Annotated in this window: 22 protein-coding genes and 2 pseudogenes; 14 read left to right on the top strand and 10 right to left on the bottom strand. The window is 42.2% G+C overall.

Annotated features, from left to right (window positions below; genetic code table 11):
* Positions 1-13 precede the first annotated feature (13 nt).
* The 10 genes from JWG41_RS15770 to JWG41_RS15725 all read left to right on the top strand — a co-directional run bounded on the left by JWG41_RS15770 (position 14) and on the right by JWG41_RS15725 (position 10978).
* Positions 14-340, top strand: a complete 327-nt coding sequence (locus JWG41_RS15770) for a hypothetical protein (protein ID WP_205270853.1) — start codon at positions 14-16, stop codon at positions 338-340.
* A gap of 75 nt (positions 341-415) precedes the next feature.
* The gene (locus tag JWG41_RS15765) at positions 416-3715 is read left to right on the top strand and encodes an efflux RND transporter permease subunit (RefSeq protein ID WP_205270835.1); all 3300 of its coding nucleotides are present in this window, start codon (positions 416-418) and stop codon (positions 3713-3715) included.
* Positions 3716-4339 (top strand): inorganic pyrophosphatase, encoded by a 624-nt coding sequence (locus tag JWG41_RS15760; RefSeq protein ID WP_205270836.1) that lies wholly within the window; start codon positions 3716-3718, stop codon positions 4337-4339.
* Entirely contained in the window at positions 4336-5661 is a 1326-nt protein-coding gene (locus JWG41_RS15755; protein ID WP_205270837.1) for a TolC family protein, read from the top strand. Before JWG41_RS15760 ends, JWG41_RS15755 begins: the two co-directional genes overlap by 4 nt.
* A gap of 6 nt (positions 5662-5667) precedes the next feature.
* On the top strand, positions 5668-6849 hold the full coding sequence (locus JWG41_RS15750; protein WP_205270838.1) for an efflux RND transporter periplasmic adaptor subunit: 1182 nt from the start codon (positions 5668-5670) through the stop codon (positions 6847-6849).
* A gap of 50 nt (positions 6850-6899) precedes the next feature.
* Complete coding sequence (lexA, locus tag JWG41_RS15745) at positions 6900-7508, top strand: transcriptional repressor LexA (protein WP_205270839.1); 609 nt, start codon at positions 6900-6902, stop codon at positions 7506-7508.
* A gap of 36 nt (positions 7509-7544) precedes the next feature.
* Positions 7545-7835: an LA_1448 family UV-C exposure upregulated protein gene (locus JWG41_RS15740; RefSeq protein WP_205270840.1), complete on the top strand. Its 291-nt coding sequence runs from the start codon at positions 7545-7547 to the stop codon at positions 7833-7835.
* 1 nt (position 7836) lies between these two features.
* Positions 7837-9201 (top strand): S41 family peptidase, encoded by a 1365-nt coding sequence (locus tag JWG41_RS15735; protein WP_205270875.1) that lies wholly within the window; start codon positions 7837-7839, stop codon positions 9199-9201.
* On the top strand, positions 9201-10226 hold the full coding sequence (gene tsaD, locus JWG41_RS15730; protein ID WP_205270841.1) for a tRNA (adenosine(37)-N6)-threonylcarbamoyltransferase complex transferase subunit TsaD: 1026 nt from the start codon (positions 9201-9203) through the stop codon (positions 10224-10226). The genes JWG41_RS15735 and tsaD overlap by 1 nt, the downstream gene beginning before the upstream one ends.
* Entirely contained in the window at positions 10223-10978 is a 756-nt protein-coding gene (locus tag JWG41_RS15725; RefSeq protein WP_205270842.1) for a CDP-alcohol phosphatidyltransferase family protein, read from the top strand. The genes tsaD and JWG41_RS15725 overlap by 4 nt, the downstream gene beginning before the upstream one ends.
* Here the strand turns inward: JWG41_RS15725 and JWG41_RS15720 are convergent.
* A complete protein-coding gene (locus JWG41_RS15720; RefSeq protein ID WP_205270843.1) occupies positions 10975-11292 on the bottom strand; it encodes an STAS domain-containing protein in 318 nt (105 codons plus the stop codon). The two genes, JWG41_RS15725 and JWG41_RS15720, sit on opposite strands and share 4 nt — an antisense overlap.
* A gap of 85 nt (positions 11293-11377) precedes the next feature.
* Here JWG41_RS15720 and JWG41_RS15715 point away from each other — a divergent pair, with 85 nt between their 5' ends.
* Both JWG41_RS15715 and glpK read left to right on the top strand, forming a co-directional pair.
* Positions 11378-12334: an MBL fold metallo-hydrolase gene (locus JWG41_RS15715; protein ID WP_205270844.1), complete on the top strand. Its 957-nt coding sequence runs from the start codon at positions 11378-11380 to the stop codon at positions 12332-12334.
* A gap of 1 nt (position 12335) precedes the next feature.
* Positions 12336-13832, top strand: a complete 1497-nt coding sequence (gene glpK / locus JWG41_RS15710; protein ID WP_205270845.1) for a glycerol kinase GlpK — start codon at positions 12336-12338, stop codon at positions 13830-13832.
* 192 nt (positions 13833-14024) lie between these two features.
* Here the strand turns inward: glpK and JWG41_RS15705 are convergent, their stop codons facing one another.
* From JWG41_RS15705 to JWG41_RS15675, 7 genes are all read right to left on the bottom strand, one after another.
* Positions 14025-14519 (bottom strand): hypothetical protein, encoded by a 495-nt coding sequence (locus JWG41_RS15705; protein WP_232374050.1) that lies wholly within the window; start codon positions 14517-14519, stop codon positions 14025-14027.
* Positions 14520-14586: 67 nt separating this feature from the next.
* Positions 14587-15765, bottom strand: a complete 1179-nt coding sequence (locus JWG41_RS15700) for a FliG C-terminal domain-containing protein (protein ID WP_205270847.1) — start codon at positions 15763-15765, stop codon at positions 14587-14589.
* Positions 15762-16007: a hypothetical protein gene (locus JWG41_RS15695; protein WP_135600649.1), complete on the bottom strand. Its 246-nt coding sequence runs from the start codon at positions 16005-16007 to the stop codon at positions 15762-15764. Before JWG41_RS15695 ends, JWG41_RS15700 begins: the two co-directional genes overlap by 4 nt.
* Before the next feature lie 6 nt (positions 16008-16013).
* Entirely contained in the window at positions 16014-17180 is a 1167-nt protein-coding gene (locus tag JWG41_RS15690) for an iron-containing alcohol dehydrogenase (RefSeq protein ID WP_205270848.1), read from the bottom strand.
* An 83-nt stretch (positions 17181-17263) separates the two neighbouring features.
* Entirely contained in the window at positions 17264-17590 is a 327-nt protein-coding gene (locus JWG41_RS15685) for a flagellar biosynthesis anti-sigma factor FlgM (RefSeq protein ID WP_205270849.1), read from the bottom strand.
* Positions 17591-17611: 21 nt separating this feature from the next.
* Positions 17612-18334, bottom strand: coding sequence for a 16S rRNA (cytidine(1402)-2'-O)-methyltransferase (rsmI, locus tag JWG41_RS15680; protein WP_205270850.1), 723 nt, complete (start codon positions 18332-18334; stop codon positions 17612-17614).
* Entirely contained in the window at positions 18324-19064 is a 741-nt protein-coding gene (locus JWG41_RS15675) for an LIC11073 family putative lipoprotein (RefSeq protein WP_205270851.1), read from the bottom strand. The genes rsmI and JWG41_RS15675 overlap by 11 nt, the downstream gene beginning before the upstream one ends.
* Positions 19065-19106: 42 nt before the next feature.
* Between JWG41_RS15675 and JWG41_RS15670 the strand changes: the two genes are divergently transcribed.
* Positions 19107-19802, top strand: coding sequence for an LIC_20245 family lipoprotein (locus JWG41_RS15670; RefSeq protein WP_205270852.1), 696 nt, complete (start codon positions 19107-19109; stop codon positions 19800-19802).
* Here the strand turns inward: JWG41_RS15670 and nadE (JWG41_RS15665) are convergent.
* Positions 19799-21124 (bottom strand): annotated as a pseudogene (nadE, locus tag JWG41_RS15665) (NAD(+) synthase); the annotation flags it as partial. The gene JWG41_RS15670 and the pseudogene nadE (JWG41_RS15665) sit on opposite strands and share 4 nt — an antisense overlap.
* On the opposite strand from nadE (JWG41_RS15665), the pseudogene nadE (JWG41_RS21255) reads away from it, so the two are divergent.
* A pseudogene (gene nadE, locus JWG41_RS21255) lies at positions 21121-22905 on the top strand (NAD(+) synthase); the annotation flags it as partial. The pseudogenes nadE (JWG41_RS15665) and nadE (JWG41_RS21255) overlap by 4 nt on opposite strands.
* Here the strand turns inward: nadE (JWG41_RS21255) and JWG41_RS15655 are convergent.
* A complete protein-coding gene (locus JWG41_RS15655; protein WP_205270852.1) occupies positions 22902-23597 on the bottom strand; it encodes an LIC_20245 family lipoprotein in 696 nt (231 codons plus the stop codon). The pseudogene nadE (JWG41_RS21255) and the gene JWG41_RS15655 sit on opposite strands and share 4 nt — an antisense overlap.
* Between the last annotated feature and the right edge of the window lie 15 nt (positions 23598-23612).

Genomic DNA, 23612 nt, shown 5'->3' with positions numbered 1-23612 from the left:
AGTCGAAAAAATAGTGAAAATTAGGCGCTTCTGGAAGTCAGGTTTCATCCTACTTTTAGCGGTTTTCATCAATCTGAATCTGGTCGATGACCGGTTTGTTTCTCCTCTCGAAGATTTGGACTTTCAATACCAATCCTACGAGTTGGAAGAAACGACTCGTGTGCTTTCCTCGACTAAGGTTTCGTATCATGTTTTAAATTTGGTTCCAAATCGCAGTGAACAGTATCTGTTTAAGGTATCTGTCCATCGTTGGTCTACAATCTCCACAGAACCTGTATTTTTTACTGAAATTCCCATCTTATTTCATTTTCTTTACCTTCCGCCTCCTTATTTGGCTTAATCGTTGCATGTAGATTAGTCTAGTACCAGAGTCCAAGTTTGGTCTTTGCAGTGTATTTAATTTGAAATAGGAATTATGTTAGAAAAAATCATTCAGTTTTCCATTCACAAACGAGCCACTGTTCTCGTTTTGACAGTAGCACTCACCATTGTGGGTTTTTATAATGCACTTCATCTTTCTATTGATGCGATTCCCGATGTAACCAACGTCCAGGTATCCGCAGTGACGTCTGTTCCCGGTCTTTCTCCACTGGAAGTGGAACAATTTATTACTTATCCCATCGAACTTGAGTTTAACGGGATGCCGAAGGTGACAGAAATTCGTTCGATCTCAAGAACGGGTGTGAGTTCTGTTACTGTTATCTTTGAGGATGGAACCGATATTTATTTTGCAAGGCAACTTGTGAATGAAAGATTAAAACAAGCCGAGAACTTCATTCCCAAATCGTATGGAAGGCCAGAACTTTCACCGATTGCTACAGGTCTTGGTGATATTTATGAATTTACTTTAGTTTCCGAAAGCCATACTCCGGAAGAACTCCGCACCGTAATGGAATGGGAGATCGCAAGACAACTTCGTTCAGTGAAGGGAATCATTGATGTAAACGTTGTGGGAGGGGATGCCAAACAATTCCAAATCAAAATTGACCCCAAACGTTTGTTATCTCACAATTTAACACTCTCTCATATCACAGAAGCGCTCGAAGGAGCCAACGTCAACCTAGGTGGTGGTTACATCCAAAAAGGGGAAGAGCAGTTTGTGATTCGAGGCGAAAGCCAATTTAAATCCATTGATGATATCGCAAGATTATCTGTCAGAACATCACGCGATGGAATTCCGCTTACCCTTGGTCAAATTGCCAAGGTAGAAACGGGACCGGCCCTTCGTTTTGGACTGAGCACGATGAACGGCAAACGCGAAGTTGTGAGTGGGACAGCCATGATGTTACTTGGCAGTAACTCGCTCCAAGTGGTGAGCCGAGTGAAAGAGAAGATGAAAGAAATTGAAGCAAGGCTTCCGCCGGGGATGAAAATTAAAGTCTATTATGACCGCTCGGAATTCATTGGTCGCACTCTTTCGACAGTCTTTACCAATTTGGTGGAAGCGGCCATCATTGTACTCGTTTGTTTGATTTTAACTTTAGGAACGGTGAAGGGAGCCTTTGCAGTCGCCCTTGCCATTCCTGTTTCTATGATGGTGGCTACCATCCTTATGAATGCCTTCGGGATCGTGGGAAACTTGATGTCGCTCGGTGCCCTCGACTTTGGTCTCCTTGTGGATGGTTCCATTGTGATGTTAGAATCTACATTACATGGATTTTTACTTCGTAAAAGTTTCCTTCTTTCGAAAACTTCGGCCCAAGATATGGAAGATGGGATGGAAGAAGTCATTTTGGAGTCTTGTATCAAAGTGGTGCGGGCTTCTGCTTTTAGTGTGGGAATTATTTTACTCGTTTATTTACCTCTGATGACTCTGGAAGGGGTAGAAGGTCGGATGTTCCGTCCGATGGCCATTACCGTAGCATTTGCATTAGGTGCGGCACTTCTCTATTCCATTACAACGTTTCCAGCACTCATGTCTTATATTTATACAAAACCAATTTTACATGAGTCAACTTTTTGGAACAAGTTTCAGTTGAAGTATGCAGAAGTTTTGACATACGGGATGAAATTCAAACGCCAGTTCACTTATGCAGGGATTGGTGTGGTTTTGTTATCTTTTGCGTTAGCATCGACACTCGGATCTGAATTTTTACCAAGAATTGATGAAGGGGAAATTGCAATCGATATCAAACGTTTGCCTTCCACCGCTATCAACCACTCCCGCGATTTAAATTTGGAAATGGAAAGAGTGATTTTAAAGTTTCCAGAAACAGTGAGTGTTGTTTCCAAACAAGGCCGGGGAGAGTCTGCCGCAGAACCCATTGGTTCCGAAGAAGGGGAGATGATGGTCAAACTCAAACCCCGCAAAGAATGGACTTCTACTGACGACCGCGAGGAACTCATGGAGCTTATGAAACACTCTGTGAATCAGAATGTTCCTTCGTCTTATATTAGTTTGTCGCAACCCATTGAAAACCGCGTCAATGCTTTGTTATCTGGATCCAAAGCGGATATCGTAATTAAAATTTATGGTGATGATTTAAAAACATTAAAGTCCATTGCCGACAATTACGCCTCCAAAATCAAAAAGATCCAAGGAGCTGCCGATTTACGAGTGCAAAAACTCCTCGGCCTTCCTCTACTTGAGATCAAAATGAATCGTGGGAATATGGCTCGTTACGGCGTTCGTGCAGAAGAAGTATTAACAACCATAGAAACTCTTCGTGTAGGTTTTAACGCGGGAAAGGTTTATGAAGGATACAAACGATTTGATCTCATTGTTCGACTGGACGCCGATGTAACAGATATTGGAGTCATTGAAAATGTTCCCGTAATGACTGAGCTCGGTGGAACGGTCCCTCTCGGACAAGTCACAGACATTATGATGACGGAGGGGCCGGCTGCTTTATACCATGAAGGCCTCAAACGTAGGATTCTTGTGGAAGTGAACGTTCGCGGGCGAGATATGATTGGGTTTGTGAATGATGTACAAGCGGCGACCCAGTCCATTGAATCGGGACTCCCCCAAGGTTATTATGTGGATTGGGGTGGTCAGTTTGAAAACTTCACTCGTGCGAAAAACAGATTGGCGATTGTGATCCCCATTGCCGGTGCCATTATTTTTGCGATGCTCTTTATTGCTTTTGGAAGTGTCTATTATGCATTGGGAGTGTTTATTTTAGTGCCATTATCACTTTCTGGTGGTATCCTTTCTCTTGTGCTCCGAGGACTTCCTTTCTCGATTCCTGCAGGTGTTGGATTTATCGCCGCTGCCGGAATATCAGTGTTAAACGGGGTTGTCTATGCATCGGCCTTAAAAGATCAATTGAAAGTCACCCGTGATCCGTCTAAAGCTGTAGTGGAAGCTGCGGTGTATACACTGAGAGCGGTGGCAACAACAGAACTTGTGGCCATCATTGGATTTTTACCGATGGCCATTGCTTCCAGTGCTGGAGCGGAAGTGCAGAGACCTCTAGCAACTGTGGTTATGGGTGGGGTTCTTGTTGCGACTATCTTATCTCGTTTTCTTCTTCCCATTGCGTTTGAGTTTTTAGTCAAACTAGCACAGAGACAAGAAATTAGACAAATGGAACGGGAACGTAAGATGAATGAATACTTTGTAGAAGAGATGAGAAAATACAAAGCGTTAGAAATTCATGATTCTCATGGACATTCCCATCATTATACCGAAGTGGAAGAACAATCTTCTCCAAACGAAGATGATTCCAAATCAAACAAACTAAATCAGAAATCTAAAAAAAAGAGGACTTAAATGAAACCGAATTATTACGTAGCGCACCCTTGGCATGGATTGGAACTGGGACCAAAAGCTCCCGATGAATTGGATGTATTCATTGAACTGACACCACAAGACACGGTAAAATATGAGATCGATAAAGCATCGGGATTCATTCGTGTGGACCGGCCTCAAAAGTATAGTAACCGTTCGCCGACTCTTTACGGGTTCATCCCAAGAACCTTTTCTGGGGAAGCATCTGGAAAACATTGTTCGGAAGTTGTGGGAAGGCCTGACATCATTGGTGATGGAGATCCCATCGACATTTGTGTTTTGAGTGTAAATCCCATCACTCATGGAAATATGATTCTAACTGTGATTCCTATTGGTGGACTTCGGATGATTGATAAGGGGGAGGCGGATGACAAAATTGTCGCTGTTCTCAAAGGGGACGAAGTGTTCGGCCAAATCAAAGATATTTCTGAGGTTCCGAAAGCACTCATCAACAAACTCCACCATTACTTTTTAACTTACAAGTTGGATCCTAACTCTCCTTCCACAGGAACCGTTGAGATTACAGAAGTATATGATAGAACCGAAGCAATTAAAGTCATCCAATATGGTATCGAAGACTATATAAAGAAATTTGTAACTGTATGAAGTTGATTTGGAAGTTTTTGATTTTTTCCCTTTTAGGGATCCATTCCTATGCTGTTTTTCCGAAAGAAAAAGCAGTATATGAACTACATTCTAAAGAAGAATTGTTTTTTCTTGGTGAAGATTCTCGTGCCCAAGATGCAAAAGAAAAATGGAACTTGGATGAGTTAGAAAATTTTGCTGTGACAAGTAATCCTCTCTACCTTCGTGAAAAACAAAATATTGGTATGGCTCGTGGGGATATCATCACTGCCAGTTTGTATTATAACCCGATCATGAATATGCAACAGCAGTTTATCGGAGCTTCCGCGAGTGCAGCGACGGGAAGGGCAGAAACTTCCTTTATTTATAACCAACCATTTGATATGAGTGGGGTCATTCCGCAAAGAGAAAAGGTCGCCAAACAAGAGTTTTTGGGGACAATTGCTAGTTTTCGCGACTTTGATCGGATGTTTCGTTTGCGTCTCAGACAAAACTTTTGGACTTATCTTTATGTAACAGAGCAGATCAATTACCAAAAAGAATTTTTGGAAAACTACCAAGACCTTTTGGACCTTACCAAACTCCGAGCCGAAAAAGGAGATATTTCTTTTTTGGAATATGACCGTTTGGCTTTAGAACGCGTACAAATTGAACGTGAGTATCGGAACGCTAGGATCCTTCGGGCCCAGGTCGTGAAAAACTTAAGGATCCTCATTGGAATCTCTGATATCAATTCGCCACTGAGCATCAAAGGAAGATTGGAGTTTATCTCCACTCGTGAATTTGGAATCGATTTAAATGATTTTGATATTGAAGAAAGACCCGACTTGGTAGCTTTGAAAATTCGCCAACAAAAGGAAAGAATGAATATCGAATTAAAAAAACGAGAGATCATTCCTCCTTTAACTCTTGGTGTTGAATTTTTAAACAAAGGAAATGAGAATGTAACTGGTTTGTATGCGGCAACTCCACTTCCTTTGTTTGATCGCAAACAAGGGGAAATTTTAAAGTCAGAAGAAGCCTATAAAAAATTAGGATTCGATGTCGATGCCAAACGAAATGAAATCATGTCAGAGATTTCCGCAGCCATTAAAGAATTACAAGCGCGGGAATCACAACTACTTGATTACCAAAAGATGGGACTACTCGAAAAAAACAAAGAAGTCCAAGAGAAATCCAGGCTTGCTTACATTCGAGGTGCATCCAATTTAGTAACCTTTCTGGAAGCGGAGAAAAACTATCTCAGTGTCCTTCGTAGTTATTACGAGATCATTTACCTCTATTACAATGCTTTGGAAGGATACAAAGCTTCTATCGGAAAGATGGATAGCTCGGAGTTTTAAATTTTTATGAAAACAGAATTCAATTTTAAGAATATTAGATCATTAAGTATACTCGTTCTTGTGGCCAGTTTGGCCTATTTCGGGTATTCCAAGTTTTTTGGAGCCGGTAAAAAAACGGAGGCACTGACTGATGATAAATCCAAGTTTGCAATCTCTGCGGAGATTCAAAAGAACCATCCCTTTTCGGTAGTTTATTTAGAAGAAAAGGCTTTGGAAGAAGAACTCCAACTTCCAGGAACCGTTTCTTATGATATGAACAGCGTGGCCAAAGTAGGTTCACGGGTGAGCGGACGAATTGTACAGGTGTTTGTGAAGGAAGGGGAACATGTAAAAAAAAGTACGGCCCTTGCTTCCATCCAATCTGTGGAACTCGGAACCACAGAAGCCAATTATTTAAAAGCAAGAGCAAGACTGGAAGCCCTCAAAGTACAAGCGGACAGAGCGAAAGATCTTTATGAAAGAAAAGTAACGTCTGCCAAAGAATACGAAATGTCTCTTATGGATTATAAATCGGTAAAAGCCGAAATGGAAACCTCCAGGAACGCTTTGGAAAATTTAGGTCTCAATGATTCGGAAATTGCTAACTTAGAAGCTGGAAAATACAATTCCAAAAACTTATACATCAGAACTCCTATTTCCGGAACTGTGACGGAAAGAGAAGCCATCATTGGTCAAGCCGTCAATGCTCGTGACAATTTATTCACTGTTGCGGATTTGAGTGTTCTTTGGATCAATTTGGAAGTATACGAAAAAGATTTATCATCCATTCGTATGGGTAACGAAGCCAAGGTCATTCCTATTGGTTCTAAAGATGAATCTTTAAAGGCTGTTGTTTCTCACGTAGGGGATGTGATTGACCCTGTCAAAAAAACTGCGGAGATCCGTCTGGAAGTTAGAAACTCAAAAGGGAGACTTCGCCCGGGACAAAGTGTGACGGCAACTGTAGTCGGTGCCATGGTAGAATCTTCGGTAAACAAAGCGAAGGTGATCCCTGCAGATTGTATCCATAAAATCGAAGGGGAGAATTATATCTTTGTTCGGAACGGTGACGGATCCTTCTCTGCCAAAAAAATTGGAGTGGGTAAAACCTATGACCATTGGGTAGAGGTCACAAATGGTGTGGAATCTGGCGAAGCCATTGTGGAAGAAGGAAGTTTTGTTTTGAAAAGTGAGTATTTAAAGTTATAACTCCTAGTTTTTTGTTGACATAACGCCCATTTCCTAGTTATCTGTTTAGTATGAAAGACCTCACGGAAAAACAAGAATTTGTTTTGCAATACATATCGGACACAGTGCGGGAGAAGGGTTTCCCACCTACCATTCGTGAGATTGGAGATCAGTTTGGAATCACAGCTAAGGGTGCTTACGACCACCTAAAGGCGATCGAGAAAAAAGGTTATATTAAAACTTCTAAAAACCAAAGCCGCGCCATTGAACTTTTGAAAGGAAATGGGGAAGAGGCACTTCTTGTTCGTGCTTCGGGAATTCCCCTCCTGGGTCAAGTGGCTGCGGGTTCTCCCATCCTCGCCGAAGAAAATATCGAAGAATACATTGCTGTCCCAGAAGACTTGGCCACCAAACCCGGAACCTTTGCTTTACGAGTGAAGGGAGATTCTATGGTGGAAGCAGGGATTAGTGACGGTGACATTGCCATCATCCAAAAGAAAGACACAGCTAGGAATGGGGAGATCGTCGTCGCTATGATTGAAAACGAAGCCACTCTAAAAGTGTTTTATAAAGAACCGGATATGATTCGTTTGGAACCAAGAAACGTAAAACTAAAACCCATTCGTACCAAAAAGGCTACGATAATTGGGAAACTAATCGGACTCTATCGCATTTACTGATTGACCAAACCCTGGTTGGGAGTGAGTTTAGAAGGGATGTCGAAACATCTCTTCTCTTTCCCAACATTTCTCCTTCTCTCACTGATCCTCTCTTGCGCTCCTAAAAAACAAGAAATTGATGCCTATGACTTAAAACGTGTCTTGGAACGGTTTGCTCAAAATCGGATCCAAACTGGCCTTATGGCAGATACCAAAAGACCGACACCGACAGACAGTGCTCTTTTTGAAGAGGCCTGCGAAGTCTACCGGTTGTCCATCCCGGAAGCCAAAGAAATGTTAAAAAAAGAAAACAAAGCCCTTTACGAGTCAATTTATGGAAATGAATAAAATCAAAATATCGGAACGTCTGGTTTGGGGAAGTGTAACCTTCTGTTTGGTGGTACTTGTTTTTTTTACAAGTCAGGAGAAGGTGAAAGCCATATCCACTGACGGGGAAAAATACTTACAAATTCTACATGAAGTGGTTTCTTATATTGAAAATGATTTTGTAGACCCGCAAGACGAAAAAAAAATCTATACGGGCGCCATCCTTGGAGCCTTACAAAGTTTAGGTGATCCGCATACAAGGTTTTTAGATACTGATGAATTTGGTGAATTACAAAATGAAACCAAAGGAAGTTTCGGCGGAATTGGTGTGGAGATTAGTTTTCAAGAAAACGCTTTTATCATCGTAGCTCCCATCGAAGGAACCCCTGCTTGGAAGGCCGGACTCCAACCCCAAGACAAAATCACAGAGATCAACGGAAAAAGTACCAAGTCTGTTTCTCTATCCGAATCCATTGGGATGATGCGTGGGGATGTGGGATCCTCCATTTCTATGAAGATAGAAAGAAAGGGAATCAAAGATCCTTTTGTGGTCAATTTAGTCAGAGAACTCATTCAAATTCGATATGTAAGATCCCATTACCTTCCAGAAACCCAAACCGGTTATATCAAACTCGTTCAGTTTATGGGAAAAGAAACCACAGCCAAAGAATTTGCAAATGCCGTGACTGCGATGAAAGATGCGGGTGCTAAAAAACTTGTGATCGATTTACGAATGAATCCCGGTGGGCTTTTGGATTTGGCCATTGACCTCGCCGATCTCTTTTTGCCACCAGAGGCGGAGATTGTCTCTGTAAAAGGTCGGGGTGGGGTTCTTGTAAAAAGTTATAAGGCAGATAAAAAAGAGAAAAAGTTTTTAGACATACCGGTTGCTATTTTAGTGAACGGGGGATCTGCCAGTGCTTCTGAAATTTTAGCGGGTGCTTTAAAAGATAACAAACGTGCTGTGGTGGTGGGAACTCAAAGTTTTGGAAAGGGAAGTGTGCAGTCGATTTTTCCTCTCTCTGGGGGAACGGGTGTTGCCATCACCATCCAAAAATACTATACACCATCTGGGGTATCGATTCATGGAAAAGGAATCACACCTGATCATATCGTGAACCCGATTGCCGCAAGCGAAGATGAAAAGTATGTCTTGGAAAAACTTTTTAAAAAGAATTTGATTCGTCCCTTTTTAGAAACTCATCCAGAATACAATGATACCGCTCTGGCTGATTTTTCTGCTCTACTGAAAAAAGAAAACCTAACCATTTCAGATTCAGTCACTCGGATCTTTTTATTTAATGAAATGAGAGCTGGTTCTTCGAATGCAAAACCAAGATTGGATTTAGATACACAACTTGCTGAAGCCATTCGTATCTTGAAGTAATGGCCTACGGGTTAGGCATTGAATCCAGTTGTGATGAAACCTCTATTGCCATCGTTCGCGATGGTAAGGATCTCCTATCTCTAAAAATCTATAGCCAAATCGATTCCCATTCTCCCTACCGTGGTGTGGTTCCAGAAATTGCATCCCGTGCCCATTTAGAAAAAATCAACTCTCTCCTCGCTGTTTCTATGGAAGAGGCGGGCATCGAATATTCTGAATTGGACTATGTAGCTGTGACAACCTATCCCGGGTTAGTTGGTTCCCTTATGATTGGGGCACAGCTTGCCCGTTGTATATCTCTCGTGCATCAAATTCCTATTGTGGCCGTCAATCATCTCGAAGCCCATTTGGCAGTGATTGGTTTAGAAAGAGAACTTCCCCCCTTTCCTTGGCTCGGAGTCCTTTTGTCGGGAGGAAACTCTTCCATCTATCTTTACCAAGGGTTTGGTGATTTACAAATCCTTGCCGATACACAGGACGATTCCCTCGGCGAAGCCTTTGATAAAGTGAGTGCTGTCTTAAACCTTCCTTATCCGGGTGGCCCTTATTTGGAAGCCAAGGCCAATGCCTACAAACTCGGGGAAGCGGAAGTGAATCCTTTTCCAAAACTTCTAAAAGAAGACGGTGAGGATAAGATTCGGTTTTCCTATAGCGGGTTAAAGACAGCTGTCCTTTATTACCTGAAAGCCCATGCGGAAGCTCCCCCTGTGGAAAAAATTTCCTACTTCTTCCAAAAGACGGCCTTCGAACTCGTCACCCGTAATATCCGCAAAGCCATTGCCAAAACCGGAATTCGGACTGTAGTCGCGGCCGGTGGGGTCCTCGCCAACGGGAAACTCCGGGAGAGTTTGGAAGCCGAAAAAGAAAGATCCCAATTTGACCTATTTTATCCTGGCAAAAAAATTTACTGCACAGATAACGGAGCGATGGTGGCATGTCTTGGATACCATCTCTGGAAACAAAAATCTTTTGTGGGGCTCGACTTTAAGGTAAGTCCCAAGCGAAACTTTGAACAAACATTATGAAACTAAAACTTACTTGGATCCCCAATACACTGACTCTCGGAAACTTAACCTTAGGGTTTGTTTCTATGCTCCTGGTTGCTGAAACCAATCCATCCCACACAAATTCCCACGAACTTTATTCCCTGGCAGGAGTGTTTATCATCTTAGCCGCGTTATTCGATGGATTTGACGGAATGGCCGCTCGTGCCCTCAACTGTACAAGCGAACTTGGGGCGGACTTAGACAGTCTTGCCGATCTCACTACATTCGGCATCGCCCCCGGATTTTTATCGTACAAAATGTTCTTCTATGATATCAAATTGGATATCTTTGACAAACCGGATTACTTTCCTTTAGGTATGTTCATCGCAGCTTTGTATCCGATCTGTGCGGCTTACAGGCTTGCTCGGTTCAATGTAGCCCACGATCCAAAGTCTTTCAATGGACTTCCGTCTCCAGTGGCCGGGGTTGTGATTGGAATTTTCCCTTTGGTGTTTTCTGTCTCTCAAGTGCCTGTTTGGACAGCAGTTCTCTTTTTTGTGATCACCGCTCTTCTTATGGTTTCGACTCTAAGATATAGCAAACCACAAGTTGCCATTCGCGGACTTTTCTCTTGGAAAAAATTAGGGATTGTTATCGTCGGTCTTGGCCTATTGTTACTGGCAATTGGATTCTACCGTTGGCCTTATGTGATGTATGGGGCGGTTGGGTTTTATGTGTTTAGTGGAATTGTCTCTTTTCTCATCCAAACCATTCAGGACTACCGAGTTTAGGTTTCTTCTTTGAGTTGGAAGATATCCAAAAGGTTGGCAACGGTAAATATGGTTCGCACTTCAGCGGAAAGGTTGATGATACGAACCTCTTTATTTTTTTCTTTTGTCCAACTGTAGGTATGGAGTAGGATTCCCACTCCAGAAGAATCTAGGTAACTCAAATTTTTAAAGTCTAAAACTAGCTCTTTGATTTCTTCTGTATCGATCAGCGATTTGATATCCGTTCGAAGTTTGGGACTGTCACGAAGGGACAGGGAACCTTCTAGATGGACAAAGGCCTTTTCATTCTCTCGTTTAATTTCATACTGAAACATAACTTCAGTTAAGACAACATCTGAAAGAACCAAATACAATCAAAAAACGTTTGATTTTTCAAAAAAGGACTCTAGAAAAAGAGCAATGAAAATCAAGTTTTGGGGTGTCCGCGGTTCCATTGGTTCACCCATTCGGCCTGAAAGTGTTAAACATAAAATTGAAAAAATCCTTTCTTTGGCAAGTCCCACAGACATTCAAAACGAACAAAGTATCCATAGTTTTCTCAAATCTTTAAGTTTTTCTTCGTCATCAACTTACGGCGGTAATACGACCTGTATAGAAATTCGTGACAAAGAAGAGAACCTAATCATCATTGATGGAGGAACGGGACTTAGGGAGCTTGGAAACCAAATTATGGGCTCTGATTTTGGGAAGGGAACGGGGCATGCGTATTGGATCTTAACTCATACCCACTGGGATCATATCCAAGGGATTCCGTTTTTTGTTCCTCTTTTTTTACCAGGCAATCATTTCGAATTTATCTCTTCTATGAACGATGCAGAAAAAAGGTTGGAACATCAATTTGTCTTCACTCATTTTCCTGTCTCCTTTGATCACTATGCTGCCAAAAAAACATTCCAGTACATTGAAGAAGGAGAAACCATTTCTCTTGGACCACATATCCAGGCATTTAGTAAAGCCGTGCGTCATCCGGGAGGGAGTTTCTCCTATCGATTTATGGAAGAGGGAAAGGCTATCATCTTTGCATCCGATGCCGAATTCAATTTAGAAGAAATGGAAAACATTGATACTTATATCGATTATTTCCGTGATGCCGATGTTTTGGTTTTTGATACACAATATACATTCGAAGAATCACTTCAAAAAATTGACTGGGGTCATAGTTCGGCGTCCATTGCTACAGACATAGCCCTTCGTGCGAAGGTAAAAAAACTAGTAATGTTTCATCATGATCCATCGTATGATGATGAAAAGTTAGACTTGGTATATTTACGAGCTCTCAAATACAAAGAGATGTTTGATCCTCACGGTGCATTAGAAATTATTATGGCTTACGAAGGTTTGGAAATAGAGGTTTAATATGGCAAAAAAAAGTTATATCATTGGGATTGATGCAGGGACTACAGGAATTCGTACATTTTGTTTTAACGACAAAGGAAAAGTAATTTCATCCGCATACCAAGAATTCAAACAATATTATCCGAAACCAGGTTGGGTAGAACATGACCCAGAAGAGATCTGGGTAAAAACTCAGAAACTCATCGGAACCGCTATCAAAAATGGAAATCTAAATCCCAAAGATGCTGTAGCCATTGGTATCACAAACCAAAGAGAAACCTCTGTCGTTTGGGATAAAAAGACCGGCAAACCCGTGTACAACGCCATTGTTTGGCAATGTAGAAGAACCTCTGATATTTGTAAGGACTTAAAAAAACAAAGTTTAGATTCTAACTTTCGCAATAAAACGGGCCTTGTTCTCGATGCTTATTTTTCAGGAACCAAAATCCAATGGATTCTAGATAACGTAAAGGGTGCTCGTGCGAAAGCAGAAAAGGGTGATTTGTTATTTGGAACCATCGACACTTGGCTTTTGTACAAACTCACCGGTCATAAAGAACACAAAACAGACCATACCAATGCCTCAAGAACTCTCCTATTCAATATCCAAACCAAAGAATGGGATGAAGAACTTTGTGATATTTTACGAGTTCCTATGTCTATGTTGCCTAAGGCATTCAATTCCAAAAATTTGTTTGGATTCACTTCCAGCGTAAAATCTCTTCCTGATGGAATTCCCATTTCTTCTCTTGTGGGAGACCAACAAGGAGCACTTTTTGGCCAACTCTGTACAGAACCAGGTGAGGCCAAAAACACTTATGGAACCGGATGTTTTTTACTCTTCAATGTGGGGGATGAATTTCGTATTTCGAACCAAGGCCTTATCACCACACTGGCACTCGGTCCTGAAGGCAAAACAGTGTATTGTTTGGAAGGATCTGTTTTTATTGGTGGGGCTGTGGTTCAATTCCTCCGAGATAATTTAGAATTTTTTAAGTATTCCAAAGACTCGGAAAAATTGGTCAAAGCCATTAAAACAAAAGATGATTTGGTTTTTGTTCCAGCCTTTGCAGGTCTTGGTGCTCCCCATTGGGACCAAGAAGCCCGTGGTGCCATCTTTGGACTCTCGCGTGACACAACAGCTGCCCAAATCACAAGGGCCGCTCTCAAAGCCATTGCTTTGCAGTCTTATGAACTGGCCAATGCCATGGAAAAGGAAACGGGAAAACCTTTGAAATTCTTACGTGTGGACGGAGGAGCCACTTCCAATGCTTGGCTTATGCAATTCCAAGCAGACATTCTCGGAACAAAAGTCATTCGCCCAAGTAACGTAGACACAACCGTTCTTGGGGCCGCTTACCTTGCAGGTCTGGAAAGAGGATTTTTTAAATCCGTAGCAAGCCTTCGTAAGGAAGAACAGAAAACCACTCAGTTTGTTCCTAAGATGAAAGATGACGAACGAAAAGAAGAAATCAATAAATGGAACTGGGGCATCTCCCGAGTCAAAACGGGAAACTAAACCAATCCAAAGTATTGTTAGTTGCTATCTGTTTGGTGTATTCGGCTCTTCGTTTTCGTTTTTCAGAAAATAAAAACCGATCGATAATAACCAAATCGGAAAACTCAATTGGCAAAAAAGTAAAAACCCTGGTGGAAGTAACCAGGGGAACCTTGCGATATTTTGGAGTCGACACACAAGGAGTCCAAACCCTCAGCCCAAACCTCCTCCGCTTTTTTTTCTAAAAGCTTTACTATACAATACTATCGCTAGAGCTGTAACCAGGGAGATCATATGGTTGGTTCCTGAAATCAAACTTAAGATAAAAACGATACTATCTTCTGAGAGAGGATAGACATTTACAGGATAGACCAACCGACCGAAAAGTAAATCCACGAGAACATACATAGGAATCACAATTAAGAAAAACAAACCAGAGGCAAATAAAGCAACTGGCGACTGGTTCTGTTTCCTTGGATTTGTTAGGGTATAGATGGAAGGAAGTAGAGCGAGTGTGGCGAAGATTAAAATTTCATCAGCAATTTGTAAATACGTTTTCCATTCCGAAATCCAGGCATGCAATTGGGAAGTATCATTTGGGGGAGGGGGAACTAAATACAAGAGAAGATAATAAATTACAAATAAGAAACTTGCAATGAAGTATGGGAATCCATTCTTAAGAGAGTTATGGTTTTTCGAATGCGCCATGCCTCATTAATGTAGAGAAAATGACAGGCAAGTCTAGTGAAAAATGACAAACCTTGTTTCGCAAAATTCAATAATCAAACCAAAGAAGGGAAAATTCAAAAGGTTTTCTTTCTTTGGTAACCCCGGCTCCCACAAGAAAGATTCCTGTTGGATAATAGGGGACTTCAATCAGTAAGTCGGGTGGTAATCTATGAAACTCGGTAGTTTCTATTTCTTTGCGAGATAAAAAGAAATCAAAGCGTAAACATTCCATCCAATCATTAGTTTTAAAAAATAACTTTGTTTTGGTTTTTCCATAGAAACTGAGAAGACCACCATCGACGAAGAAATTGATTTTCTCTGCATTAGTAAAAGAAATTTCTTCTTTGAATTCCTCCTCTCCCTTTTCTCTATAAGTAAATATCGATCCTTCTTCATAATAGATATTTCTTGCAAAGCGTTTGAAAGTTTCCGTTTCCATAATGGTTACCAGATCCTCTCCGTCCGGCGGTTTTAGAAAGGGCCCGTCCATGATATGTTTCATTTTATTTTTGGATATAGAAGACCGAATCACTTCCATTACTGGTTTCGAAAGTGTAGGTAGAATATATTTGATATACCTTTCATCATGTTGACGGAGGATCTCTTGTAAAAAAGATCCATGGATTAGAGGGATCATTTCTACGGTAAACATCTGTTTGTTTAAGAATTTGGCAAACTCGGGTTCATGACGAAATAAATTAGAAACTATGGTTTCTTCTTCCCCCGGAGTTCCCGAAAAAAGAATGGATACCAAGCGAAAGAGATAGGTTTTACTTTTGGCATCGAAGTAAAGAGTTTCTATTTTTTCACGCACCAAGATTTCCGAGAGTTCTGGATGGATGATGTCTCTAAGGGACAAATACTTCGCCGATTCGAACTGGTCTCGTTTGGAACGAAAGAGTGGGGAGGGAGAATTACGCATCCCACCCATTTCCGTTAGGAGAGATCCAAATCCCGGCTTTGGTTTGGTTTCTGAATCTCTCTGTGGCTTTATGCTACCCATGTAAGTGGGTGTAGTAACCGGTTTTACAGAGAAAGTTTGTCTATTGTATTGTAAGGAATATAAAAACTGAGGAATGAGAATGGGGTCTGTGGTGACAGAAGGGAGTTCTGGAATCTGGTTTTTGGGAATTGGATAAAAGGGATCGATGGAAGTTTGGAACCTGGCAACCGAGTCGGTTGTGCTTAAGAAAAAATGGTAATTGTTTCCTTGGCTGTATATCAAAGGGGAGGGGATTTTTTCAGTTTTTTCTGAATTCGGATTCTAAAGTGCTCCCAATTATAATCAGTTTTTAAAATTTCCAACTCATTTTCGACTCCAAAACGCATGAAGTCATAGATCTCTTCGTGTTCCATCCCCACAACAATCGAAAGGTCTTGGATGACTCTTTGTAATCGTCTGGCATCGCGGTCACTGAGAGTAAAGGTTTCTAATAGTTTTTTTTCGAATTCCGTCAGTTGGATCAAGGGAACCTAAAACGCAGCCACAAGGATGGTTTCGATTTCATTTTTGGGAAGTTCTCTAGGAAGACAATCAAGAAACGAGTAAGTTGCTGCCAGGGTAGCAATCCCCGGTAAATCGATTTTTTTCACTTCGTATTCCGACAACCTTTGAGGAATTCGAAGTTCCAAATAGATTTTACGAATCCCTTCCACCGCTTTGATCGCAGCTTCAATGACGGAGATATTCGTCACATCTTCATCGAGGGCTCTTGCAATCATTACATACTTACCGGCAGAGGAGGTTAAGTTGTATTCCATAACGTGAGGGAGGAGGATCGACATACTTTGAAAGATATCAAGATTGGTAACGGTCGTTACAGCTAGTGACAAGGCATAACAAAGGCCAAGGCTACTTGTAGATTGTGCAATGCCAGCCAGTAGACTTGCCGCATAAATCGAGTTCTTCGGTCCTAGGTTTCTAGGTTCCCGAATGGCGGGAACAATGTTTTTGGAAATGAGTTCGATGGAGCGAAGTGCTGTGGAAGATGTGATTTCGTTGGCATATTTAGAAAGAATGCTATCAACAGCCGCAGATAAAATGGAGATTCCCGTTTTGGCTGTTTCGGAGCTAGACATACCCGCACCAATTTTCGGATCCGAGACAATGAGTTCTGGAAATGCCCATTCATGTGCAAAGTATTTTCTATTTTTATCTTTATCATCTACGATAGAAAAGAAAGGAGAACATTCATTTCCGAGTAGGGGTTTTGTCGGCACAACCACTAAGGGAAGACCTTTTTTTTTGGGTTGTTTACGTCCTACGAGTAAATCTTCGGCAAAAAAATCATTGGTTGCCAGTAAGGCGGCCGCCTTACCTGCATTTACCGATTCGAACGAACCATAAGCAACAACACAATCGGCATTGGAAATTCTAAGGAAGTGGGCGCAGGAATCTAAATCTTTAAAATGAACGCGGTCTACAATATCATCATAGATGATCACACCTTCGGCGTGTTTTTCGAGACTGGTTTTGATAATGGAAAGTTCTTCGGCGTTTTCTAATTCTTTTTGTGTGGTGATAAGAACCACTCGAGACCCAATGTTTTTAACAAAAGATCCGAGTTTGTACCCACAATCGATTTCGAAGTGAATTTTAGGAGGAAATTGAAAATTAATCCATTCGGGGAGGACTGGCATACGTTCCCCTAATTATGATTCAACGGAGTTAGAGAAATCCTCGGAGAGGACAATAAAAAAGGATCCCTCACCACCCGTCCTTTTTACTGCTGACCGAGGAATGTTGACGCGATTTGGTCGGAAATTTTATCCAACATCTCTGTAGAGAGGTTGTCATAGTCGCCGTTTTTCAATCGTTCTTTGATCGCTTTAATTTTTTCTGTACGATCTTCTTCTGGAGGAGCTTGTACAATTTGTTTTGCGATTTGTTTTACTTCAGCTTGAAGCTTCGCTTCCGATGCAATTTTCTTTGCAGCATCAGAGATAGAAATCGTGTCTACCGGAGCTTGTGATTCCGCTTCTTTTGGCCCTTGTGGTTTTTTTGGTTCGTAACCGTAACCACCAACTCGTCCTACTTTGTCGACGTTCATATATTTAGTCCTCTTCCTACATCACATATCGGTGGAATCTGAATTTCCCTTAAGTGTTTTTTTTCGATGATTTAAGAGAAAAACAAACTCTCCCTTAGCATTTGGCGGTTTGCTTGCCAATTCCCTAGGATTTGCGTAGTAAAGTACCTCTTCAAAGGTCTTTGTCAACTCCCTTCCCACAAGAACTTCGGTCTCAGGGAAAAGCTCTTCGAGCATCGGGTAGAGCCTTGGGAGTTTGTGGACGGATTCGTAGAAAACAACAAGTCCGTCGATCTCCGAAGCTCTTTCTAATTCTCGGCGTTTTTTACTCGGTTTTTCAGAGAGGAAACCTAAAAAATACGTAGGATTTACCTGAAAACCGGAAACGGAAAGTAATGCGGTTAAGGCAGAGGCACCGGGCACTGGGACAATCCGAATTCCTTTTTCCCGAGCCGTTCGAACCATCTGGCTTCCTGGATCGGAAACACCGGGAGTGCCTGCATCCGAAACGAGGGCCATGGATTTCCCACTTAAGAGTTGTTCTAGGACATTGGAATAGGGAGATTCGGAACTATCTTTGTAAAGAGCAAGGACAGGAGTGACGATTTCCAATCTCGACAATAGAGAGCGAGTTTCTTTGGCAGATTCACAAAGGACAAGGTCTACTTCCTTGAAAATTTCCAGGGCTCGCAAAGTGATATCTCCCAAATTCCCAATGGGAGTGGCGACAACATAGAGAGAACCTGACTCGCGTTTATGGGCCAATGTATTGGCATCCTGGAGGGGAGGCACCGGCAGGGCAGGTGCAAGCAAGATCATTATTGCCTTTGGTACAAGGGTTACAAGCGGTTCCTAGGGCACAAGCTGTAGGAGTTGTACAAGCCGCATTGGAGCAGATCGTTGTGTTGCAACCGGTTCCCACAGCACAAAGGGTTTGGATATCGTTTACTTTGTTGGGAATGGCACAAGTGCTTACGGGAGTGGAAGGATTGGAAATCAGTCCTCCCGTCAACATGGAACGCAAGGTAAAGTTATAGATTTGGCATTTTTGGAAAAACTCTGCTCCCGGAGGAGGCACAGCAAATCGAATCCGTTTGGTGACGATTTTTGCCGATTCCGTGGAGGCTTCGTAAGGAAGGTGGGGGAAACTGGGTTGTACCCCATCTTCCAACCATTCTCCTTGGATGGTTTGGATCACCCCGGGAAAAGCTGTGGTTATATAGAGATTATAACCCAAAAACTGCGGTTCTCTGTTGGTAACAAAGTAACGGATGATGTATTCCGGCCTTGGGTCTAGGTTGTAATTAAAAACATCGGTTTGGTAGTCGTTTGTGATATTGCTATTCACAGCCACTACAGAAAGGAGCTGCGGAACGTTTGGCGGAACCAGAAACACAAAAGGAGCTACGGGCGTATCTGTATTGATCCCGCACCTAAAAAAAGAGAGAAAAGATATGCAGATAAAGTAAAGTGGATGTAAAGAGGGAAAACGCATTCTATTTCTCGTTTCCCTTCCAAGTTTTCAGGAATTCAATCTATGGGAATCCAAAAAAAATTACTCTTTGTCTCCATTTCTCTGATTGGGCTTTTTTTTCTCATCCTACTCGTTATGGGTGGAGAAGATGAAGAAGAAGCTCGCCGTAAAAAAGAAAGAAGTTCGCAGGCTCTAGCCTTATTTGGGGGGGGATCGAACAACCCCAAGGGAACCAACCGTTTGGGGGTGCGCGGGGAAGACGCCGGTTCCATCTTTGATTCCGATTACTACAACGCTGGTGGGATGCGTTATGAGGAAGATGGCAGTTTAGCAGGCTCGGAAGCCGGTGAGATGCCCATCAATCCGCAGACGGGAAAACCCTATCCTCCAGAAGCCATGCAGGCTTTTGACGAACTTAGGGAACAATTCCCTGATAATGATTTGATTCCGAAACGCCAGACACCGGACGACAAAAAAAAGCAGTCTGAATTCAATCAAAAGTTATCAAGAGCCACAAACTCTGTGTTTGGTGGAACTCCGAACGCCACCGACATTACCTTGTATTACAACCATGTTCGTAAACAAGGAAAGGATAGGTTGGAAATCATCAACTATTTGATCGAATCACAAGGGGGAGATGATCCGGAAATGGATAAAAAGTTCCAAGAGATATTGAAAAATATCCAATTCCAAAACGAACAAGTGGAAAAGGAAGCTGCCGGTGCATTCACCAAAGCTGGCTTAACACCACCGAATTAAGTTTCGTTCGATAGGATGGGGTAGCGGTAACTGGATTTTGGATCCAGGCCGTACTCATCCAAATGAAACGAGGGAGGAAGCCTCTCTCGTTTCCATTGTGAGATTCCAAATAATTTCTTAAACTTCTTTAGATACCCGAGGAGACTATCCGTTGTTTCCCAAGGGAATTCTTGTTTTAAACTTTCCAAACAATCGAGATCACTCAAAGAGAGAAACACCAGTTTCTTTTCGATGGATTGTAAGATCGGATAAGGCATCAGATCTTTTTCATCTTCTTGGTGTTCCGACAAAGGTTTAAGTTCTGCTGTGGGTTTTGTACTTCGTAAAATGCGGATGGAGTCTTTTGGCGTAAGGAAACGATTGTTGTCGTTTTGGATATCATCCAACCAATCGAGTAAAAATTCTTTGCTAACACCCGCTAGGGGAGCAATGGAACCCGACGAGTCTCCATCCATGGTGGTATAACCCACAGCGGCCTCACTCCGGTTTCCTGTCGATAGGAGCAAATGTCCATTGATATTGGCGAGTAACCAAACGAGGGGGGAACGAACTCTCGCTTGGATATTCTGTAAAGGTAGATCGTGTTCTTTCCAGTTCAAAGTTTTTCCAAGAACCGATTCGATGAGTTTTACGGAAGTATCAACCGCACGATCAATGGGAATGGAGTAAAAAGGGCAATGGAGTTCTTCGGCGAGGGCTTTCGCTATCTCTTCCGTCAGAGAAGAATTGTTTTCTGTTTTTTGGTAAATGGTGACGAGTAAGTTTTTTTCATCGATTCCCAGAGAGGAAAAGATCCTATCATCATTTTCCGTTTTGGCAATCTCTTTCATTGCACTGACAAGTAAGGCACAAGTGGCACTGTCTGCCCCACCCGAAAGAGAAAGGGTAAACCCTTTTGTTTTTGATTTACGTAAGTAATCAAAAAGACCGAGGCATACAGCTTTAGTGAATTCTTCATACACCGAAAGGTGGAGGGAATGTGGTTTCTCTTTCTCCCGAGGTTCTATTTCTTTTCGTTTGTCCAAAACAGAAAATCCCAAGGATTCTTTCCCGTCAGTTTTGGTTATCGAACCGAGTTGGATTTTTGGAATCTCTGCTGCCTTTCCTTTGGGTTTTGGATCCCGAAAAGAGCGAGCTTTGGCCGCACGAATCTCCATTGGATCGAAAGAGTAAGACGTTACTTGGAAGGGAGAAAAGGAAAGCCTTGGGCCTTCTTTGACTAAGTTCCCGACGGATGCAAAAATAGCACCTCCCTCAAAGATGATCCGACCCGATTCATTTCCGACGAGATTGGTAAACACCTGAAGATTGCACTGGTTTCTACAAACCCTATGTTTGGACTCGTTCTGAAGAAATCATAGGTGAATTAAAAACTCTATCTCCCCATCAAATTGTGATTGTGGGCCTACCTGTCTTTGTGGACTCGTTTTTATACAATTGTATGGCCGTGCTTTACGGTAGCAAAGTGGTGGCTCTCGTTCCTAAATTGAATTTAGCAAATACAGGCGTACACTATGAACGGAGATGGTTCCATTCCGAATCTGAATTCTTAAACAAAACCATTCGTTTTGCCGGCGAAGAAGTTCCTTTTGGACATTTTATCTTTCAATCGCAAAATTGGAATTTTGGAGTGGAGATTTGTGAAGACAGTTGGTCTGTACAAAAACCGGCATCTTTTTATAGCCTACAAGGAATCGATGTTTTGTTTTCTCCGGGTGCCTCGCATTTTGCGATGAATAAACAAAAGATACGGAGACAAATCTTTACCGAGTCCAGTAGAAACCAGTGCAATCTTCAGGTGTTTACCAATCTCGTCGGAAATGAATCGGGTCGGATCATCTTTGAGGGAGGTGCTATTTTTGCATCCGTCGGGAACTTAGTCAAAGAAGGCCCAAGGCTTTCCTTTTCTCCCTTCCAAGTAACGTCTTACTCTTTCGATCCAATGGAGATTCGTGCGGCCAAAGCTCGCTCTTTTCGGGATCCAAAACCCAAAGGAAAGGCAGCATAGATTCCAAAAATCCAACTCGGTTCGATAACCAAAACTGACGGGAAAGAATCCTTGGGATTTTCTGTTTTGGACAAACGAAAAGAAATAGAACCTCGGGAGAAAGAGAAACCACATTCCCTCCACCTTTCGGTGTATGAAGAATTCACTAAAGCTGTATGCCTCGGTCTTTTTGATTACTTACGTAAATCAAAAACAAAAGGGTTTACCCTTTCTCTTTCGGGTGGGGCAGACAGTGCCACTTGTGCCTTACTTGTCAGTGCAATGAAAGAGATTGCCAAAACGGAAAATGATGATAGGATCTTTTCCTCTCTGGGAATCGATGAAAAAAACTTACTCGTCACCATTTACCAAAAAACAGAAAACAATTCTTCTCTGACGGAAGAGATAGCGAAAGCCCTCGCCGAAGAACTCCATTGCCCTTTTTACTCCATTCCCATTGATCGTGCGGTTGATACTTCCGTAAAACTCATCGAATCGGTTCTTGGAAAAACTTTGAACTGGAAAGAACACGATCTACCTTTACAGAATATCCAAGCGAGAGTTCGTTCCCCCCTCGTTTGGTTACTCGCCAATATCAATGGACATTTGCTCCTATCGACAGGAAACCGGAGTGAGGCCGCTGTGGGTTATACCACCATGGATGGAGACTCGTCGGGTTCCATTGCTCCCCTAGCGGGTGTTAGCAAAGAATTTTTACTCGATTGGTTGGATGATATCCAAAACGACAACAATCGTTTCCTTACGCCAAAAGACTCCATCCGCATTTTACGAAGTACAAAACCCACAGCAGAACTTAAACCTTTGTCGGAACACCAAGAAGATGAAAAAGATCTGATGCCTTATCCGATCTTACAATCCATCGAAAAGAAACTGGTGTTTCTCTCTTTGAGTGATCTCGATTGTTTGGAAAGTTTAAAACAAGAATTCCCTTGGGAAACAACGGATAGTCTCCTCGGGTATCTAAAGAAGTTTAAGAAATTATTTGGAATCTCACAATGGAAACGAGAGAGGCTTCCTCCCTCGTTTCATTTGGATGAGTACGGCCTGGATCCAAAATCCAGTTACCGCTACCCCATCCTATCGAACGAAACTTAATTCGGTGGTGTTAAGCCAGCTTTGGTGAATGCACCGGCAGCTTCCTTTTCCACTTGTTCGTTTTGGAATTGGATATTTTTCAATATCTCTTGGAACTTTTTATCCATTTCCGGATCATCTCCCCCTTGTGATTCGATCAAATAGTTGATGATTTCCAACCTATCCTTTCCTTGTTTACGAACATGGTTGTAATACAAGGTAATGTCGGTGGCGTTCGGAGTTCCACCAAACACAGAGTTTGTGGCTCTTGATAACTTTTGATTGAATTCAGACTGCTTTTTTTTGTCGTCCGGTGTCTGGCGTTTCGGAATCAAATCATTATCAGGGAATTGTTCCCTAAGTTCGTCAAAAGCCTGCATGGCTTCTGGAGGATAGGGTTTTCCCGTCTGCGGATTGATGGGCATCTCACCGGCTTCCGAGCCTGCTAAACTGCCATCTTCCTCATAACGCATCCCACCAGCGTTGTAGTAATCGGAATCAAAGATGGAACCGGCGTCTTCCCCGCGCACCCCCAAACGGTTGGTTCCCTTGGGGTTGTTCGATCCCCCCCCAAATAAGGCTAGAGCCTGCGAACTTCTTTCTTTTTTACGGCGAGCTTCTTCTTCATCTTCTCCACCCATAACGAGTAGGATGAGAAAAAAAAGCCCAATCAGAGAAATGGAGACAAAGAGTAATTTTTTTTGGATTCCCATAGATTGAATTCCTGA

The sequence above is a fragment of the Leptospira chreensis genome, assembly GCF_016919165.1.
Lineage (GTDB): Bacteria > Spirochaetota > Leptospiria > Leptospirales > Leptospiraceae > Leptospira_A > Leptospira_A chreensis.
This window is presented reverse-complemented; position numbering and strand designations above follow the sequence as displayed.

What these genes read in the sequence shown, in the direction of transcription:
- JWG41_RS15765 (WP_205270835.1), top strand. Translation starts at nt 416, where the DNA reads ATGTTAGAAAAAATCATTCAGTTTTCCATTCACAAACGAGCCACTGTT.
- JWG41_RS15760 (WP_205270836.1), top strand. Translation starts at nt 3,716, where the DNA reads ATGAAACCGAATTATTACGTAGCGCACCCTTGGCATGGATTGGAACTG.
- JWG41_RS15755 (WP_205270837.1), top strand. Translation starts at nt 4,336, where the DNA reads ATGAAGTTGATTTGGAAGTTTTTGATTTTTTCCCTTTTAGGGATCCAT.
- JWG41_RS15750 (WP_205270838.1), top strand. Translation starts at nt 5,668, where the DNA reads ATGAAAACAGAATTCAATTTTAAGAATATTAGATCATTAAGTATACTC.
- lexA (WP_205270839.1), top strand. Translation starts at nt 6,900, where the DNA reads ATGAAAGACCTCACGGAAAAACAAGAATTTGTTTTGCAATACATATCG.
- JWG41_RS15740 (WP_205270840.1), top strand. Translation starts at nt 7,545, where the DNA reads ATGTCGAAACATCTCTTCTCTTTCCCAACATTTCTCCTTCTCTCACTG.
- tsaD (WP_205270841.1), top strand. Translation starts at nt 9,201, where the DNA reads ATGGCCTACGGGTTAGGCATTGAATCCAGTTGTGATGAAACCTCTATT.
- JWG41_RS15725 (WP_205270842.1), top strand. Translation starts at nt 10,223, where the DNA reads ATGAAACTAAAACTTACTTGGATCCCCAATACACTGACTCTCGGAAAC.
- JWG41_RS15720 (WP_205270843.1), bottom strand. Translation starts at nt 11,292, where the DNA reads ATGTTTCAGTATGAAATTAAACGAGAGAATGAAAAGGCCTTTGTCCAT.
- JWG41_RS15715 (WP_205270844.1), top strand. Translation starts at nt 11,378, where the DNA reads ATGAAAATCAAGTTTTGGGGTGTCCGCGGTTCCATTGGTTCACCCATT.
- glpK (WP_205270845.1), top strand. Translation starts at nt 12,336, where the DNA reads ATGGCAAAAAAAAGTTATATCATTGGGATTGATGCAGGGACTACAGGA.
- JWG41_RS15705 (WP_232374050.1), bottom strand. Translation starts at nt 14,519, where the DNA reads ATGGCGCATTCGAAAAACCATAACTCTCTTAAGAATGGATTCCCATAC.
- JWG41_RS15690 (WP_205270848.1), bottom strand. Translation starts at nt 17,180, where the DNA reads ATGCCAGTCCTCCCCGAATGGATTAATTTTCAATTTCCTCCTAAAATT.
- JWG41_RS15685 (WP_205270849.1), bottom strand. Translation starts at nt 17,590, where the DNA reads ATGAACGTCGACAAAGTAGGACGAGTTGGTGGTTACGGTTACGAACCA.
- JWG41_RS15675 (WP_205270851.1), bottom strand. Translation starts at nt 19,064, where the DNA reads ATGCGTTTTCCCTCTTTACATCCACTTTACTTTATCTGCATATCTTTT.
- JWG41_RS15670 (WP_205270852.1), top strand. Translation starts at nt 19,107, where the DNA reads ATGGGAATCCAAAAAAAATTACTCTTTGTCTCCATTTCTCTGATTGGG.
- JWG41_RS15655 (WP_205270852.1), bottom strand. Translation starts at nt 23,597, where the DNA reads ATGGGAATCCAAAAAAAATTACTCTTTGTCTCCATTTCTCTGATTGGG.